At 70.9% G+C, this 14,346-nt stretch carries 14 protein-coding genes; 2 read left to right on the plus strand and 12 right to left on the minus strand.

The window, feature by feature from the left end; genetic code table 11:
* Positions 1-39: 39 nt before the first annotated feature.
* The 6 genes from I6A60_RS09595 to I6A60_RS09620 are packed head-to-tail and all read right to left on the minus strand — an operon-like array spanning position 40 to position 5,019.
* The gene (locus I6A60_RS09595; protein ID WP_203015411.1) at positions 40-1,500 is read right to left on the minus strand and encodes an amidohydrolase family protein; all 1,461 of its coding nucleotides are present in this window, start codon (positions 1,498-1,500) and stop codon (positions 40-42) included.
* Positions 1,497-1,865: a nuclear transport factor 2 family protein gene (locus I6A60_RS09600; protein ID WP_203015410.1), complete on the minus strand. Its 369-nt coding sequence runs from the start codon at positions 1,863-1,865 to the stop codon at positions 1,497-1,499. The genes I6A60_RS09595 and I6A60_RS09600 overlap by 4 nt, the downstream gene beginning before the upstream one ends.
* A gap of 4 nt (positions 1,866-1,869) precedes the next feature.
* On the minus strand, positions 1,870-2,736 hold the full coding sequence (locus tag I6A60_RS09605) for an SDR family NAD(P)-dependent oxidoreductase (protein ID WP_203015409.1): 867 nt from the start codon (positions 2,734-2,736) through the stop codon (positions 1,870-1,872).
* 2 nt (positions 2,737-2,738) lie between these two features.
* A complete protein-coding gene (locus I6A60_RS09610) occupies positions 2,739-2,978 on the minus strand; it encodes a lipoyl domain-containing protein (RefSeq protein WP_203015408.1) in 240 nt (79 codons plus the stop codon).
* A complete protein-coding gene (locus I6A60_RS09615) occupies positions 2,975-3,982 on the minus strand; it encodes an alpha-ketoacid dehydrogenase subunit beta (RefSeq protein WP_203015407.1) in 1,008 nt (335 codons plus the stop codon). The genes I6A60_RS09610 and I6A60_RS09615 overlap by 4 nt, the downstream gene beginning before the upstream one ends.
* Positions 3,979-5,019 carry a thiamine pyrophosphate-dependent dehydrogenase E1 component subunit alpha gene (locus tag I6A60_RS09620; protein ID WP_203015406.1) on the minus strand — a complete coding sequence of 347 codons (1,041 nt, stop codon included), beginning with the start codon at positions 5,017-5,019 and terminating at the stop codon, positions 3,979-3,981. The genes I6A60_RS09615 and I6A60_RS09620 overlap by 4 nt, the downstream gene beginning before the upstream one ends.
* Positions 5,020-5,100: 81 nt before the next feature.
* Here I6A60_RS09620 and I6A60_RS09625 point away from each other — a divergent pair, with 81 nt between their 5' ends.
* On the plus strand, positions 5,101-5,862 hold the full coding sequence (locus I6A60_RS09625) for an SDR family NAD(P)-dependent oxidoreductase (RefSeq protein ID WP_203015404.1): 762 nt from the start codon (positions 5,101-5,103) through the stop codon (positions 5,860-5,862).
* A gap of 307 nt (positions 5,863-6,169) precedes the next feature.
* A complete protein-coding gene (locus I6A60_RS09630; RefSeq protein WP_203015403.1) occupies positions 6,170-7,204 on the plus strand; it encodes a sucrase ferredoxin in 1,035 nt (344 codons plus the stop codon).
* 234 nt (positions 7,205-7,438) lie between these two features.
* Here I6A60_RS09630 and I6A60_RS09635 read toward each other — a convergent pair whose 3' ends face one another.
* The 6 genes from I6A60_RS09635 to I6A60_RS09660 form a co-directional block, all read right to left on the minus strand.
* Positions 7,439-8,395: a TIGR03619 family F420-dependent LLM class oxidoreductase gene (locus I6A60_RS09635; protein WP_203015402.1), complete on the minus strand. Its 957-nt coding sequence runs from the start codon at positions 8,393-8,395 to the stop codon at positions 7,439-7,441.
* On the minus strand, positions 8,395-9,873 hold the full coding sequence (locus I6A60_RS09640; protein WP_238435097.1) for an aldehyde dehydrogenase: 1,479 nt from the start codon (positions 9,871-9,873) through the stop codon (positions 8,395-8,397). Before I6A60_RS09640 ends, I6A60_RS09635 begins: the two co-directional genes overlap by 1 nt.
* 14 nt (positions 9,874-9,887) lie before the next feature.
* Positions 9,888-10,322 carry a nuclear transport factor 2 family protein gene (locus I6A60_RS09645; protein WP_203015400.1) on the minus strand — a complete coding sequence of 145 codons (435 nt, stop codon included), beginning with the start codon at positions 10,320-10,322 and terminating at the stop codon, positions 9,888-9,890.
* The gene (locus I6A60_RS09650; RefSeq protein WP_203015398.1) at positions 10,319-11,488 is read right to left on the minus strand and encodes an aromatic ring-hydroxylating dioxygenase subunit alpha; all 1,170 of its coding nucleotides are present in this window, start codon (positions 11,486-11,488) and stop codon (positions 10,319-10,321) included. The genes I6A60_RS09645 and I6A60_RS09650 overlap by 4 nt, the downstream gene beginning before the upstream one ends.
* A 149-nt stretch (positions 11,489-11,637) precedes the next feature.
* On the minus strand, positions 11,638-12,882 hold the full coding sequence (locus tag I6A60_RS09655) for an ABC transporter substrate-binding protein (RefSeq protein ID WP_203015396.1): 1,245 nt from the start codon (positions 12,880-12,882) through the stop codon (positions 11,638-11,640).
* A gap of 221 nt (positions 12,883-13,103) precedes the next feature.
* Entirely contained in the window at positions 13,104-14,306 is a 1,203-nt protein-coding gene (locus tag I6A60_RS09660) for an amidohydrolase family protein (protein ID WP_203015395.1), read from the minus strand.
* Between the last annotated feature and the right edge of the window lie 40 nt (positions 14,307-14,346).

The raw sequence follows: 14,346 nt of genomic DNA on the forward strand, positions 1-14,346 counted from the left end.
GCTCACATGCCGTCTGCTCAGTCATGCCGTGTGCTCCGTTCAGGCCGACGCCAGTTGTGATGCGGCGACACGGTCGGCCGCCTGGATGCGTTCCGCGTCCGCCGCGACGGCCGTTCCAGCGAAGAACGCGGTCGACGCGCCGCCGTAGAACCGCACCGCGTTCACACCCGCGAACTCCTCGAACTGGGCCGGCGTGAGAATGCCGTCCTCGACGAGCTCGTAGGCCTCCAGCAGCGGGTGGGTGAACGACGGGACGTCCCAGTGGCCGAGGTCGGAGCCCATCATCGGGCGCAGCTGGGCGCCGAGCGGGTTCACCCGCCGGTCGTAGGCGAGGCCGACGAGCGGGTCGTCGCCCTCGCAGCCCCAGTAGAAGCCGCGGCAGAACTGGTCCCGGATCTCCTCGACGCTGCTGACCCCGCTGGCCGCGAAGTCGTCCACCTGGCCGTCTGGGGCGTTGACGCCGGGAATCAGCTGCTCCGGGGCGAACCGGGTGAGCGCGGGCGCGTGCTGCTTTGCCAGCCGGGCGAGCTGGGCGGCGTCGAACCTGGCCGGGTCGAGCCGGCCGAGGCCGTTCTTCCCGCGTTTCTCGAACCGGGAGACGAGGTCACCGAAGACCCGGACCCCGCCGGCGACGCCGCCCTCCAGCAGGGCGATCCGCAGGTCGGGAAAGCGACTGGTGACCCCGCCGAGGAACAGCGACTTCGCCGTGCCCTCGCCGACCGCGCCGAAATGCCCGGCCGCGTAGGAGTAGTTCGACGGCGAGAAATGACCGGTGAACCGGAAACCCGACGAGTGGCAGGACAGCGGTATGTCGAGCTCGACGGCCTTCGCCCAGAACGGGTCGTAGTCGTAGTCGCTGTCCAGACCGAAGTTGTCGATCCGCTGCAGCCGGGACCGGTACTCGGCCGGCGCGTCGGCGAAGGCCGGGATCGGGCGCCACACGAACGACGGCATCAACGCGGCCCGCAGGCCGAGCGAGACGGCATGCTCCAGCGCCGCGATCCCCTCGTCCGGGGTGTGCGCGGGAATGAGCGCGACCGGGGCCAGCCTGTCCCGGTAGGCGGCATAGGCCTGCGCGACGTACTCGTTGTAGAGCCTGGCCAGGCCGACCCGGGTCTCCTCGCGTTCCATTCCCAGCAGCACCATGCCGCGGGACGGATAGACCACCGCGAAGTCGATCCCGGCCTCGCCGAGCCGCTCGTGGTACAGCGACGGCATGGCGACGGTCGCGTAGTCGAGGGTGTCGCTCGGCGTCCACCAGACCGGCCGCGCCGAGAGATGCAGCCGCCGGCGCTCGGCGAGCGCTGGAACGTGCTCGCCCGCGCCGTCCGCAAGGCCGACGGCCCGCACGGCCGGGTCGTCCAGCAGGTGCCCGCCGCCGTTGTCCCGGACGAACTCGGCGAACGCGACGCTGATCTCGACGTGGTGGGCGTCGGCGTCGATGACGACGTGGCCGAGCGACTCCCGCACCTTCCGGGCGCTGCCCTCGTGGCCGGTCACTGCTCGGGGCTTTCGATGAACACGAGCATCGTGGCGATCTTCCCGTTCTCGATCCGGATGAGGTCGCAGCCGATCGCGGTGGTGGTCGGGAACGTCCAGCGGACGAATCCCCGGCTCCAGCCGTGGTGCGTCTCGGGCGGGCGGGCAAGCGTGACGGTGACCCCGGCGGGCCAGTCGGCGGTGTACGCGGTGACGTGCTCGGCGAGGGCCTGGCGGCCGCGGACCACCGGCCGCTCGTCCGGCGGGATGAACTCGACGTCGGCGGTACAGCAGGCGGTGAACCGACGCAGCCGCTCGGCCGGGTCCTTGGTCACCCAGGCGGCGCCCCACTCGGCGAACAGCTCCTGCGCGGTCAGGCCGGCCACGCCGTCAGCCCGCCTGGCGCTGACGCAGGGACGCCATCGCGACCGCCGGCAGCGTCACGCTGGCGCCGCCGTCCGCGGCGAGCACCTGGCCGGAGATCCAGCTCGACTCGTCGCTGGCGAAGAACAGCGCGGCGTAGGCGATGTCCCAGCCGGTGCCGTGAGTGACGGTACCGAGCGGCAGGACGGCGGCCGCGGTCTTCTGGATCTCGCCGAGGTCCTGCCCGAGCTTCTCGGCGGCGCCCTGGGTACGCGGCGTCTGCACGGAGCCGGGGACGACGACGTTGACCCGGATGCCCTGCGGCCCGTGCGCGGCGGCCATCTCCTGGGACAGCGAGATCATGCCGCCCTTGGCCGCCGAGTAGGCGGCGAAGCCGATCGCCCGCAGCGCGCCGATCGAGGAGATGTTGACGATCGACCCGCCGCCCGTCGCGGCCATCGCCGGGATGGCGAACCGGGAGACCTGGTAGACCGACTTGAGGTTGATCCGCAGCAGGTCGTCCCAGGTGTCTTCGGCCGTGTCGAGGATGCTGCCGGGTCGGGAGACGCCGACGTTGTTGACCAGCACGTCGAGCCGGCCGAACGTGTCGAGCGCCGCCTGGGTGAACCGCTCGGCGTCGGCCGCGACCGTGACGTCGCCGGCGACGACGACCCCCGCCCCACCAAGTTGCTCGATCTCCTTGCGGGTGACCTCGGCGCGGTCGGGCTCGTTGTCGACGAGCACGACCGAGGCGCCGTGGCGGGCCAGCAGCAGGGCGGTCGCCTTGCCGGTGCCGACGCCCGGCCCCGGCACCTGGCCGCCGCCGGTCACGATCGCCACCTTGCCGGCGACCCGGCCCTCGCCGCCGGTCGACCGTCCCTCGGGAGCCGCCATCGTCAGTCTCCTTCGATGAGCGCGAGCGCCGTGAAGACCGGCACGGTCTCCTCCGGCTGGACCAGGATCTTCGACAGCACGCCGGTCGCCGGGGCGACGACGACGACGGTGGTCTTCTCCGCCTCGACCTCGGCTATCTCCTCGTCCTCGGTGACCGCGTCGCCCTCGTTCTTGAACCAGGCCAGCACGGTGCCCTCGGTCATCCCCATGCCGAACTGGGGCAGGTTCACCTCGGTGGTCATCGGGTCGCGAGCTCCTTCGGCTGCGAGGCCGGCGCCGGGCCGGCGAGAAGAGCCCGGGCCGCGGCTGCGATCTTTTCCGGCGTCGGATACATGAGCCGCTCCAGCGCGGGGCTGAAGGGCGGGTGCACGTCCGGCGCGACGACCCGGGCGATCGGCGCGCGCAGCGAGGAGAACCCCTCCTCCGCGACGATCGCGGCGATCTCGGCCGCGGCCCCGCAGGTCTTGTGCGCGGGGTCGGCGATGACGAGACGGCCCGTCTTCTCGACGGACGCGAGAATCGCGTCCTTGTCGAGCGGGACCAGGGTGCGTGGGTCGATGACCTCCAGCTCCGAACCCTCTTTGGCGAGCTCGTCCGCCGCCTTGAGCGCGGCGGGCACCGCGTCGCCGATCGCGACGACCGTCAGGTCCCGGCCCTCCCGCCTGACGGCCGCCTTGCCGAGCGGGACCAGGTGGTCCCCGTCCGGCACCTCGCCCTTGGCGCCCCACAGCCGCAGCGGCTCGAAGAAGACCACCGGGTCGTCATCCCGGATCGCGGACTTCAGCAGCCCGAGGGCGTCCGCCGGCGTCGTCGGGACGACGATCTTCAGCCCGGGAACGTTCATCAGCTGCGGGTACGGCCGGTCGGAATGCTGGGCCGCGGTCGCGTTGGCGTACTTCATCGCGGCGCGGAAGACGATCGGGACGCTCGCCTGGCCGCCGAACAGGTAACGGTTCTTCGCCGCGTGGTTCACGATCTGGTCCCACGCGACGTACATGAGGTTCGCGATCGTGTAGTCGACGATCGGGCGCAGGCCGGTCATCGCCGCGCCGATCGCGGCGCCTGTGAAGCCCTCCTCCGAGATCGGCATGACGGGCACCCGGTCCGGGCCGAACTCGTCGACGAAGCCGTTGGTCGGCATCGTCCAGAACCGGCCGTCCTCGCAGAAGACGACGACCGTCGGGTCGCGCCGCATCTCCTCCTGCATCGCCAGCCGCAGCGCCTCGCGGTAGCTCATCGTCCTCATCGGGAAACCCCCGCCGCGCTCGTCTCGAGCGGGGTCGCCCACAGGTCGTCGAAAAGCTCCTCGGGGGCCGGCTGCGGGCTTTGTTTGGCGAACGCGACCGCGGCCCGGACCTCTTCGGCGACCGTTTCGGCGATCACGGCCAGGTCGGCGTCGGCGATGCCCTCGGAAAGCAGCCGGGCTCGTAACAGCTCGACCGGGTCGCGCGCCTTCCAGTGCTCGACCTCGTCGGCCGGGCGGTGCGAGAGGTCCACGTTCCCGTACTCGGCGTGGTCGCGGTACCGGTACGTCCTGGCCTCGACCAGCGTCGGGCCGCCCCCGTCGCGGCCACGCTCGACCGCCTCGCTCACCGTGTCGTACACGGCGGCGAGATCCTGACCGTCGACGATCACGCCCGGCATCCGGTAGGCGGCGGCCCGGGCCGCAATGCTTTCGCTGGCCATCGTGTCGGTCAGGGCCGTCGACATGGCGTACAGGTTGTTCTCGCAGACGAACACCACGCCCAACTCCCAGGCCGCGGCCAGGTTGAGGCCCTCGTGAAACGAGCCGATGTTCGCCGCGCCGTCACCGAAGAACGCGAGCGCAACCTGGTCGGTCCCGCGGACCCGGGCGCTGTAGGCGGCGCCGACGGCCTGCGGAATGCCCGCGCCGACGATCGCCGTCTCCCCCAGGCTGCCGACGCCGAAGTCGGCCAGGTGCATCGAGCCGCCCTTGCCGTGACAGACCCCGGTGGACCGGCCCATCAGCTCGGCCATCAGCGGGCCGAGCGGGGCGCCCTTCGCGATCGGGTGCCCGTGCGATCGGTGGTAGCCGACCATGTAGTCGTCGTCCTGCAGCGCCAGGCAGGACCCGACGATCGTGGCCTCCTGGCCGATACAGATGTGCACCGAGCCGGCGATGCCCTGGCCCTTGCGCACGATGTCCATCGCTGATTCCTCGAAACGGCGGATCCGCAGCATGCGGCGCAACGCCTCGAGGTCCCGCTCGCTGCTCGTCGTGAACCTGCTGCTCGTGAACCTGCTGGCTGGCGGACGTGTCACGCGCCACATCATCGCTTGCTGGCCCGATTGATGCAAGGGTACCCTTGCATCACGGATCGGCCGGGCGCGAGAGGGGTTTTCATGACTGACTTCGAGGGCCGGGTGGCGGTCATCACCGGCGCGGCGCACGGCATCGGCTCGGAGTACGCCCGGCACTTCGCCGGCCGCGGCGCGCACGTCGTCGTCGCCGACATCGACGCGACGGCGGCCGAGGCCATGACCAAGGAGCTGACGGCGGCCGGCTTATCGGCAAGCACCCTCGCGCTGGACATCGCCGACGCGGCCGGGTGCGTCAGTGCCGTTGACGGCGTGGTCGCCGACCACGGCTCGCTCGACTTCCTGGTCAACAACGCGGCGCTCTACGCGAACCGGGACTTCGCCATCGCCGAGGAGATCAGCCTCGACATGTGGCAGAAGATGATCGACATCAACGTGTCGGGCACGTTCTACATGTGCCGCGCGGCCATCCCGCACATGAAGCGCCAGGAGTTCGGCCGGATCGTCAACCAGAGCTCGGCCTCGGTCTACGCCACCGTCCCCCGCTCGCTGCACTACTCGATGTCGAAGGCGGCCGTCATCACGATGACCAAGACGCTGGCCCGCGAGCTCGGCCCGTTCGGCATCACGGTGAACGCGATCGCCCCCGGCGTCATCGACACCGAGGCGACGCTGAAGGTCGTGCCGCGCGAGGTGCTCGAAAAGGGCCTCGGCAACGCGGCGCTGCGCCGCATCGGCCACCCGAGCGACCTCGCCCCGGTGGTCGGCTTCCTGTGCTCCGAGGGCGCGAGCTACATCACCGGCCAGACCGTCATCGTCGACGGCGGCATCAACATGCTCGGCTGAGCGCCACGCCACGGCCCGGCGGCGCGAGGTCAGGCCGCGCCAGGCAGCGCGGCGTCAGGCTGGCGGCATGATCGTCGTTTCCACCCTCCGGTGGTCGTGAATCGGGCCGCGTTACAGCCACCAGAGGACGCAGATCGCGATCATGTCCGCTGTCCGGCTCGGCGGCTGTCCGGCTGTGTCGCGAGAACCACCGGTGGCGCCGGTTTCAGGCGGCCGGCGGGCTGGAACGCCAAAATAACCGTGCACGTTCCTTCACGAGAGCGGCGGGCCATCCGTCCGCTGAGCACGGTAATGATCCGGAGGTGCTGTGACCGTCGTCGTCTCCAGCCCGGCGATCTCCTACCGCTGCGCGCCCTGGACCCTGGCCCAGGGAGTCGACCCGATCGGCTCGGCGCTGACCTGCGACACGTTCGTCCTCATCGAGACACCACCGCCGTGGCCCCAGGACATCGGCCAGCTCCCGACCTTCGCGGAACTGTCCAAGCGCGGGCTACGCAGGACCCGCCTGCTGGCCGTGCGGCCGGTCGACGATGGTTTGGCCACGGGCTCTTCAGTGAGCGGCGCCGTGGCGGACAGCGCCGCCGAAACCAGCCCTGAGGCCTCCAGCCCTGGCACGGCCGACGTTGCCGGAATCGGCGACCGGGTCGCGGTGACGATCTGGCGGCGCGCCGAGACCGGCCGTTTCCTCGGTACCGACCACCTCATCCCGGCGGAGCGGGTCGTGGATGAGGCCGCCCGCCTCGCGACGGCACCGATCGAGAACGGCAGGCCGGCCGGAGAAGGAAGGCTTGCGCCCCCTGACGTGCTGCTCTGCGGGCACGGCTCCCGCGACGTCTGCTGCGGACGGCTGGGCACCCGGCTCGCGCTCGCTGTGGCCGACACCTGGCCGGACGTCCGGGTACGGCGCTGCAGCCACACTGGCGGCCACCGGTACGCCCCGACCGGCTTCACCCTGCCCGACGGCCTCGCCTGGGGCTTCCTCGACACCGACACCCTGGACGCAGTGGTACGCCGGTCCGGCCCGCCGCCCCTGCGCGGCAACTACCGAGGCACGACCGCGCTCGACCAGTGGGGCCAGGTGGCCGAACGCGAGCTGTTCGAACGCCACGGCTGGGCCTGGCTGGAGCACCGGCTGACGTCGGCGAGCAGTGACGTCGCGGCCGACCGCCGCTCCGCGACCGTCCACCTGGCCTGGGATGGACCGACCGGCCCCGGCACCGCGACCGCGACCGTCGCCGTCGCCCGCGACGTCCCCGTCCTCATCTGCGGTGAACCCCCGGAGAACTCCCGCAAGACCTCCCCCGAGCTGGGCCTCACCAGCCTGCGCATCACAGCGGGCTAGCAACCCTCGCCAGAGCCTGACCAGCGTGGCTCGCCGCCTCGGCACGCGCCCCGGCCCCTGAGCGACCGCGGGCCGAGGGGCCTCATGATCGGGTGGATTGAGGGTCGCCATAGCGGCCCCGAATCCACCCGATCATGGCCAGCTGCAGGTGCCCCGGGTGTACGGGCGAGGGCGGCCCAGGTTCGGGCGTCGCTGACCGCCTGGGTCAGGCGGCACCGGCCGCCGGTCGATCGCTTAGCGGGACGCGGCCTCGCGGAAGGCGGTCACCCACGGGGTCAGGTAGTCCTCGGCGGCGTCGACGTCGTCAGGGACCGGGAGTTGCAGACGGACGTCGGTGACGCCGGCCTTGACCAGCGCAGGTAGGCCGTCGATGGTCGCCGCGAGGTCCGGTGTGCCGTCCGGGCCGGCGACGTTCGGCAGTTTGCCGGCGACGCCGAGCTCCAGCGGGTCGCGGCCGAGCCCGGCGACGGCCTCGCGCATCCGCGGGATCGTCTCCACCAGCGCGTCGGCCCGGTCGGAGGCCGGTCCCCACGGAATCCAGCCCGCGCCGAACCGGGCCAGCCGGCGCATGGGGCCCGGGTTCACCGTGCCGCTGACCCACACGGGCACCCCGCCGGGCTGGACCGGCTTGGGGTTGAGGTGGATGTTCTCGAACGACAGCTCAGCCGACGAGTACGTGGCCCGCTGCTCGCGCCACAGCAGCTGGCAGACCTCCAGGGTGTGGTCGAGCAGCCGGCCGCGGCGGGTGAAGTCGAGGCCGGCGGCCTCGTACTCCTCGCGCTGCCAGCCGATCCCGACGCCCAGGTCGAGCCGCCCGCCGGACAGCACGTCCAGCGTCGCCGCGCTCTTGGCCAGCACGATCGGCCGGCGCAGCGCGGCCAGCAGGATGCTGTTGGTGAACCGCACCCGTGACGTCATCCCGGCTAGGAACGACATCGTCGTCATCGGTTCGAGGAAGTGCCCGTCCGGGTCGGTGGGCTGCACCCCACCGACCCGGCCGCCGACCTCCGGCCGGGAGTAGTTGTCCAGGTGCTCGCCGAACACGACGTGCTCGCCGGAGAGAACCACCCGGTCGACACCGGCCCGGTCCGCGGCGACGACCCGGTTGAGCAGCGGCTGCCACGTCCCCGGGTCGCTCGGCGCGAGCGCGGTGTACCGGATCGAGAACTGCGCCCCCGCTAACCCGGCCATCACGCGCCGCCGGCGAGACCCACCGGGATGCCGATGCTGCGCGTCTCCAGGTAGCCGGCCAGCCCCTCCGGCCCGAGCTCGCGGCCGAGCCCGGACTGCTTGAAGCCGCCGAACGGGACCAGCGGGAACGGCGGGAAGTCCGCGTTGATGTTGACCGCACCGGTCCGCAGCTGGCGGGCGATCCCGAGCGCGCGCGCCGGGTCCGCGCTCCAGACGCCGCCAGCCAGGCCGAACGGCGAGTCGTTGGCGATGCGCACCGCCTCGTCCTCGTCGTCGAACGGGATGAAGCTCAGCACCGGGCCGAAGATCTCCTCGCGGGCGACCGGCATCCCGTTGTCGACGTCGCCCAGGATCGTCGCCTCGACGTACCAGCCCCGGTTCAGGTGTCCCGGGCGCTTCCCGCCGGCGACAACCCTGGCGCCGCTGGCGACGGCGCCGTCGATGTAGCCCTCGACCCGCTCGCGCTGCCGCTCGGCGACCAGCGGCCCGATGACGGTGGCCGGGTCGTGCGGGTCACCGAGCGGGATCCGCGCGGCGCTCGCGCCGGCGGCCTCCAGCGCCTCGGCGTAGCGAGACCGGTGTACCAGGATCCGGGTCTGCGCCGCGCAGACCTGGCCGGAGCGGTTCATCCCGATGCCGACGACGGTCGGGACGATCTTCGCGATGTCCGTGTCGTCGAGCAGGATGCAGGCCGACTTGCCGCCCAGCTCCAGCGAGACCCGCTTCACCTGCTCCCCGCACAGGCTCATGATCCGCTTCCCGGCGCCGGTCGAGCCGGTGAACGCGATCTTGTCGACGCCCGGGTGGGTGACGAGGTGCTCGCCGACGTCCCGGCCGCCCGGCACGACGTTGATGACACCTGCCGGCACGCCCGCCTCGTGCAGCGCCTCGGCGAACGGGAAGGCCGACAGCGGCGCCTCCGGCGGCGGCTTCAGCACGACCGTGCACCCGGCGGCCAGCGCCGGCGCGATCTTCCACGCGGCCAGGGTGACCGGCGCGTTCCACGGCACGATCGCGCCGACGACACCGACCGGCTCCTGGGTGACGAGGCCCGCGCGGGCGCCCTCCAGGACGGTCCGCTCGAACGGGTAGGTCCTGGCGAGCTTCCCGTAGTACTCGAACACCGGCGCGACGAGCCCGGTCTGCGACCCGGGGTTGCTGACCGGGCAGCCGATCTCGTCGACGGTCACCGCGGCGATGTCGGGTGCGCGCTTGGCCAGCACCTCGGCGGCCCGGATGAGGATCTCGCCGCGCTCGGCCGGCGTCAGGCGGGGCCACGGGCCGTGGTCGAACGCGGCCCTGGCTGCCGCGACCGCGCGGTCGATGTCGCTGTTGGTCGCGAGCGGGACCTTGCCGACGATCTCCTCGCTGGACGGGGAGATGACGCCGAACTCGTCAGGGCCGGCGGGCGCGGTCCAGTCGCCGTCGATGAAGAACGCATCCCGATAGAGCAGTCGCTGATCCACGGTTACCTGCATTTCCTCGTGGTCGGTCAGTTGTCGAGCGTGCCAAGCAGGAGGTGGGTGTCCTGCTGGAAGACGCGGATCTCGCGGATCGTGCCGTCGGCGACGGTGAACAGCTCTACGACATCGACGGTGGCCACCCGGCCGGTCGCCTTCGCCGTCCAGGTCTGGGTGGTGATCTGGACGGCCGTGGCACCGCTCCCGGTGATCCGCGGGTCGACGATCGCGCGGTCCCAGTGCGCGCCGGCCTCGACGTTCATCGCGGCCATGCCGTCCTGCCCGGTGTGCCAGCCGCCGTGCGGCAGCGAGGCCGGCTGCTGGACCCGGATCTCCGGATGCATCAGCGCCCGCGCCCCGGCGAAGTCGCCGGACTGGAAGCGCCGCGCCATCTCCTTGACGACCGCGACGGCGTCCGCGCTGTCCACGCCGACCTCGGCACGGGTCTGCTCCGCCGCTGTGCTCATGCGGAGGCCTTGCGGGCCCGATAGGCCGCTAGCGCGTCCTCGAAGCCGCGGTGCAGGTGCTGCGGGGCGGGCTCGTTGCGGCCGAACACGACCGTGTCGATCAGGCCCAGGCGCACGCCCGGCTCGGTCCGCCCGGCGACCCAGAAGTCCTCGCCGTCCACGACCGTGTCGCAGATCCACGGCGCCATGTCGACGGCCTTGGAACGCTCCTCGTCGGTCAGGCCAGGGCGCAGATAGACCGTGTGCACGACCTCGGAGTGGCTCTCGTCGACCGGGAGGATCTGCCAGAGCTCGATGTGGCGGGCGTCGAAGGTGAGGCTGACGTTCGGGAACAACGCGTACTGGTAGCTGAAATGCCCGGAGACGTCACCCCAGTCCGGCTCGGAGCGCTCGCGCAGCTCGACGATCGACTTCAGGGCCGAGGTGTTGCGCAGGTGGCGGCCGAACGCGTCGAAGGTCAGCACGCCGCCGATGGCGTAGCTGGCAAGGGTGTTCTTGTGCAGGTAGTTGAAGTGGTAGTTCTCCCGGAACGTGTCCAGGGTGACCTTCCAGTTGCCAGCCACCTTGTGCACGTGCGGCTCGCCATACGGCTGCCAGGTCGCGAAGTCGAGCATCGCCAGCTCCTCGGCCAGACCGGGCCCGAGGTACTCGTCGATGTCGATCGGCGCGCCCGGCCGCAGCCGGCCCACGATCAGCCCGTACCCCTCGGCGACCTCGAGCCTGACCAGGCCCTTGCTCGACTTGTCCATGCCGGCGAAGCCCTCGGCGACCGGCATCCGGCCCAGCTTGCCGTCCAGGCCGTACGTCCAGGCGTGGAACGGACAGGTCAGCCGGATCGCCTCGCCGGCCCCGTCACACAGCCGCACGCCACGGTGGCGGCAGGCGTTGAGCATCGCGTGGACCTGGCCGTCGTTGTCCCGGGTGAGCAGCACGGGCGTGCCGAGCAGGTCCACGGTCCGGTAGGTGCCCGGCTCGGGCAGCGCGCCGGACAGGCACAGCACCAGGGGCTGGTCGAGGAACAGGCCCTCGATCTCGGCGGCCTGGTGCTCGGCCGAGTAGGCGTCGACCGACAGTTCCATGACCTCGTCGGCCATGTCGGTGCTGCGGTTGTCGATGTGGTCGAGCAACCGGCGCACGATGCCGTGTTCCAGCGCTTCCCTGTCCATCGTGGGTTCCCTTCGCCGGGGAGGCACTTCAACTTCGGGGTCCGGGCGGGACGTGCCGGTGGGCGGCCGGCTGGCAGGTCTCTCGACCATCCCAGCCGGCCGCCCGCGGCGCTCGCGTTCGACGATCTGGCGTTACGACAGATCTGGCCTTATGACAGCGGCTTTCCGACGAGGAACGGCTTCTCCACCGTCACCGTCAGCTTTCCGTCCTTGATCTCGCCCTGCGAGGCCGACTGGTTCTTCACCCGCGGGATACCCGTGACGCCGGCCGAGGTGAAGTCGATGGGGGCGGTCGCTCCGTGCGTGTCGAACGCGGTCTGCTGGTCGAGCCAGGCCTTGATCTTCACGGCGTCGACGGCGCCGACCTTGGGAATGATGTCCGCGACAAGCTTGACGCCGAGCCAGGCGTTGATCGCGGAGTCACCGATGGTGTTGGTGATGCCGCCGACCTGCTTGCCGTACTTGGCGACGTCGTCCGCGAACGAGCCGATGGCACCCTGGCCGAAGGCCAGGACGATCAGGTTCGGCTGGTTCAGGCTTGAGACCGTCTGCACGACCTGGGGGGTCAGCTCGATGCTCGGGATCGCCCAGAGCGTCTTGGTCAGGCCGAGCTGGTTGCAGGTCTGCATCAGCGGGGCGAGCTGGCTAGGGTTGATCGCCGGGACGACGGTGTCGGCGCCGCTCTGCTTGATCTGCAGGCAGGTCGGCTGGAAGTCCGTCGCGGTCAGCCCGAGGCCGAGGTTGTCGACCTTGACCGAGGTCGGGTAATAGGTGGCCGAGACCTTGGCGGACGCCTGCGCGACCGCCGAGTCCGCCGAGATGTAGGCGATGTGCTTGCTGGTGGCCGGCAGCATCTGCGGCAGGATCCGGTAGCCCACGAGCACCGGCTCGATCACGTAGACCCGGGGGTTCTGCAGGTCGGCGGACGCGGCGCCCAGGCTCGACCACGAGATCGTGTTCGCGGTGTCGAGCGTCGGGAGCAGGCTCGGCTCCTGGGTGCCGTCGTCGCCGGCCATCATGAGGACCTTGTCCTCGACCAGGAGCTTCTGGGCGCAGACCGAGGCGCCCTGTGGCGTGTTGTGGTCGTCGCAGACGTCGATCTCGACCGGGCGGCCGAGGATGCCGCCGTTCGCGTTGATCGAGGCGGCCGCGATCTTGGCTGCCTGTGCGACGTACGGCTGGGAGACGGCGTTGGTCTGGATGCCGGTCATCAGACCGAGCTTGATCGGCGCGCCGGTGGGCTTCGGCGCCGTCGTGCCGCCGGAGCTGGCGGACCCACCGCCGGACGAGCCGCCGCAGGCCGCGGCGACGAGTGTGACGCCCAATAAGGCGGCGACCAGCTGGGTACGTGGAATTCGTTTCTGCCGGCCGTCGGCCCGCCTGATGACTGACATTCTCTATCCCCTCAACGGTTGACACGCGTGCGTGGAAAAGGCATCGGTTTCCGGACGCGCACGGTCAAGGTCGCCGGGGTGGTTCACTCGCCCGGGCGCGCGCCGAGATCCCGCCTGGTCGTTCGGCGGGCCCCCGTCGTCGGACCGTCTGGACGGTCCGACGACGGGTGAAGAACAGCACCGGGCCGCGCCGCCCGGGTGAAAGGAGACCGCCGGCTGGCTCAGGCGATGGTCGCCGGGTCCGCCGGGGTGAAGTTGTAGACCCGGGCGGCGTTGCCGACCGTGATCTTGTGGACGACCTCGTCGGACAGGTGGCCGAGCCACTCGTTCGCGACCTTGGTCGTGTCCGGCCAGGTGGAGTCCGAGTGCGGGTAGTCGCACTCGAGCATCACGTTGTCCTCACCGATGATGTCGAGCAGCCGCAGGCCGGCCTGGTCCTCGATGAACGTGCCGAAGACGTGGTCGCGGAACAGCACCCGAATGTCGGTGTCGAGGTCGAACGACGCCGCGCCCTTCGACTCGCCCCGCTCGTGCGAGGCGTTCATGTCGATGTCGAACCGGGACGCCCAGAACCGCTGCTTGTCGATGACCTGCTCGGCGCGCTCCAGGAAGTACGGAATCCAGCCGATCGAACCCTCGGAAAGGGCGATCTTCAGGTTCGGGTACTTCGGGAAGATGCCGCTGAACAGCCAGTCCAGCAGGGTGCCGGCCTGGTTCGCCGCCGCCGAGTAGGCCATGAAAGCCAGCGTCGGCATGTCCGCCGAGGTGCGGATCAGGTTCGACGACGAGCCGACGTGCATCGAGACGACGTAACCGGTGTCGTTGCAGGCCCTGAACACCGGGTCCCAGAAGTCGGTGTGGATCGACGGGAGCCCGAGCTTGGTCGGGTTCTCCGAGAACGCGATCGTCTTGCCACCGAGGGCGGCGGTGCGCTCGATCTCGGCGGCGGCCGCGACCGGGTCCCACAGCGGGATGATCATCATGGGGATGAACCGGCCGGGGAACGCGGCGCCGAACTCCTCCAGGATGAAGTCGTTCCACGCCTGGACACAGAGCAGCGCCAGTTCCTTGTCCTTGGCCTCGTGGAACACCTGGCCGCAGTAGCGGGGGAAGCTCGGGAACAGGAGCGAGGACAGCACGTTGCCCTGGTTCATGTCCGCGACCCGGGCGGTCGGGTCGTAGCAGCCGAGGCGCATGTCCTCGTAGGTGATCGGCTCGGGCGAGAACTCCTCGCGCGTCTTGCCGGCGACCGCGTTCAGACCGGTGGTGACGATCTGGCGGTCCTCGTACACCCAGAACTCGGAGTCACCGTCGCGGACGATGCGCGGGCCGGTGTCACGCCAGCGCTCGGGCAGCCGCTCCTGCCAGAGCCGAGCCGGCTCGATGAGGTGGTCGTCAACGGAGACGAACCAGGAGAACGACACGGGTGCCTCCCACGGCCGGATCTTTGGACTCGGGCCCCTG

Source organism: Frankia sp. AgB1.9, from assembly GCF_016786355.1.
In the GTDB taxonomy this organism is placed as follows: Bacteria; Actinomycetota; Actinomycetes; order Frankiales; family Frankiaceae; genus Pseudofrankia.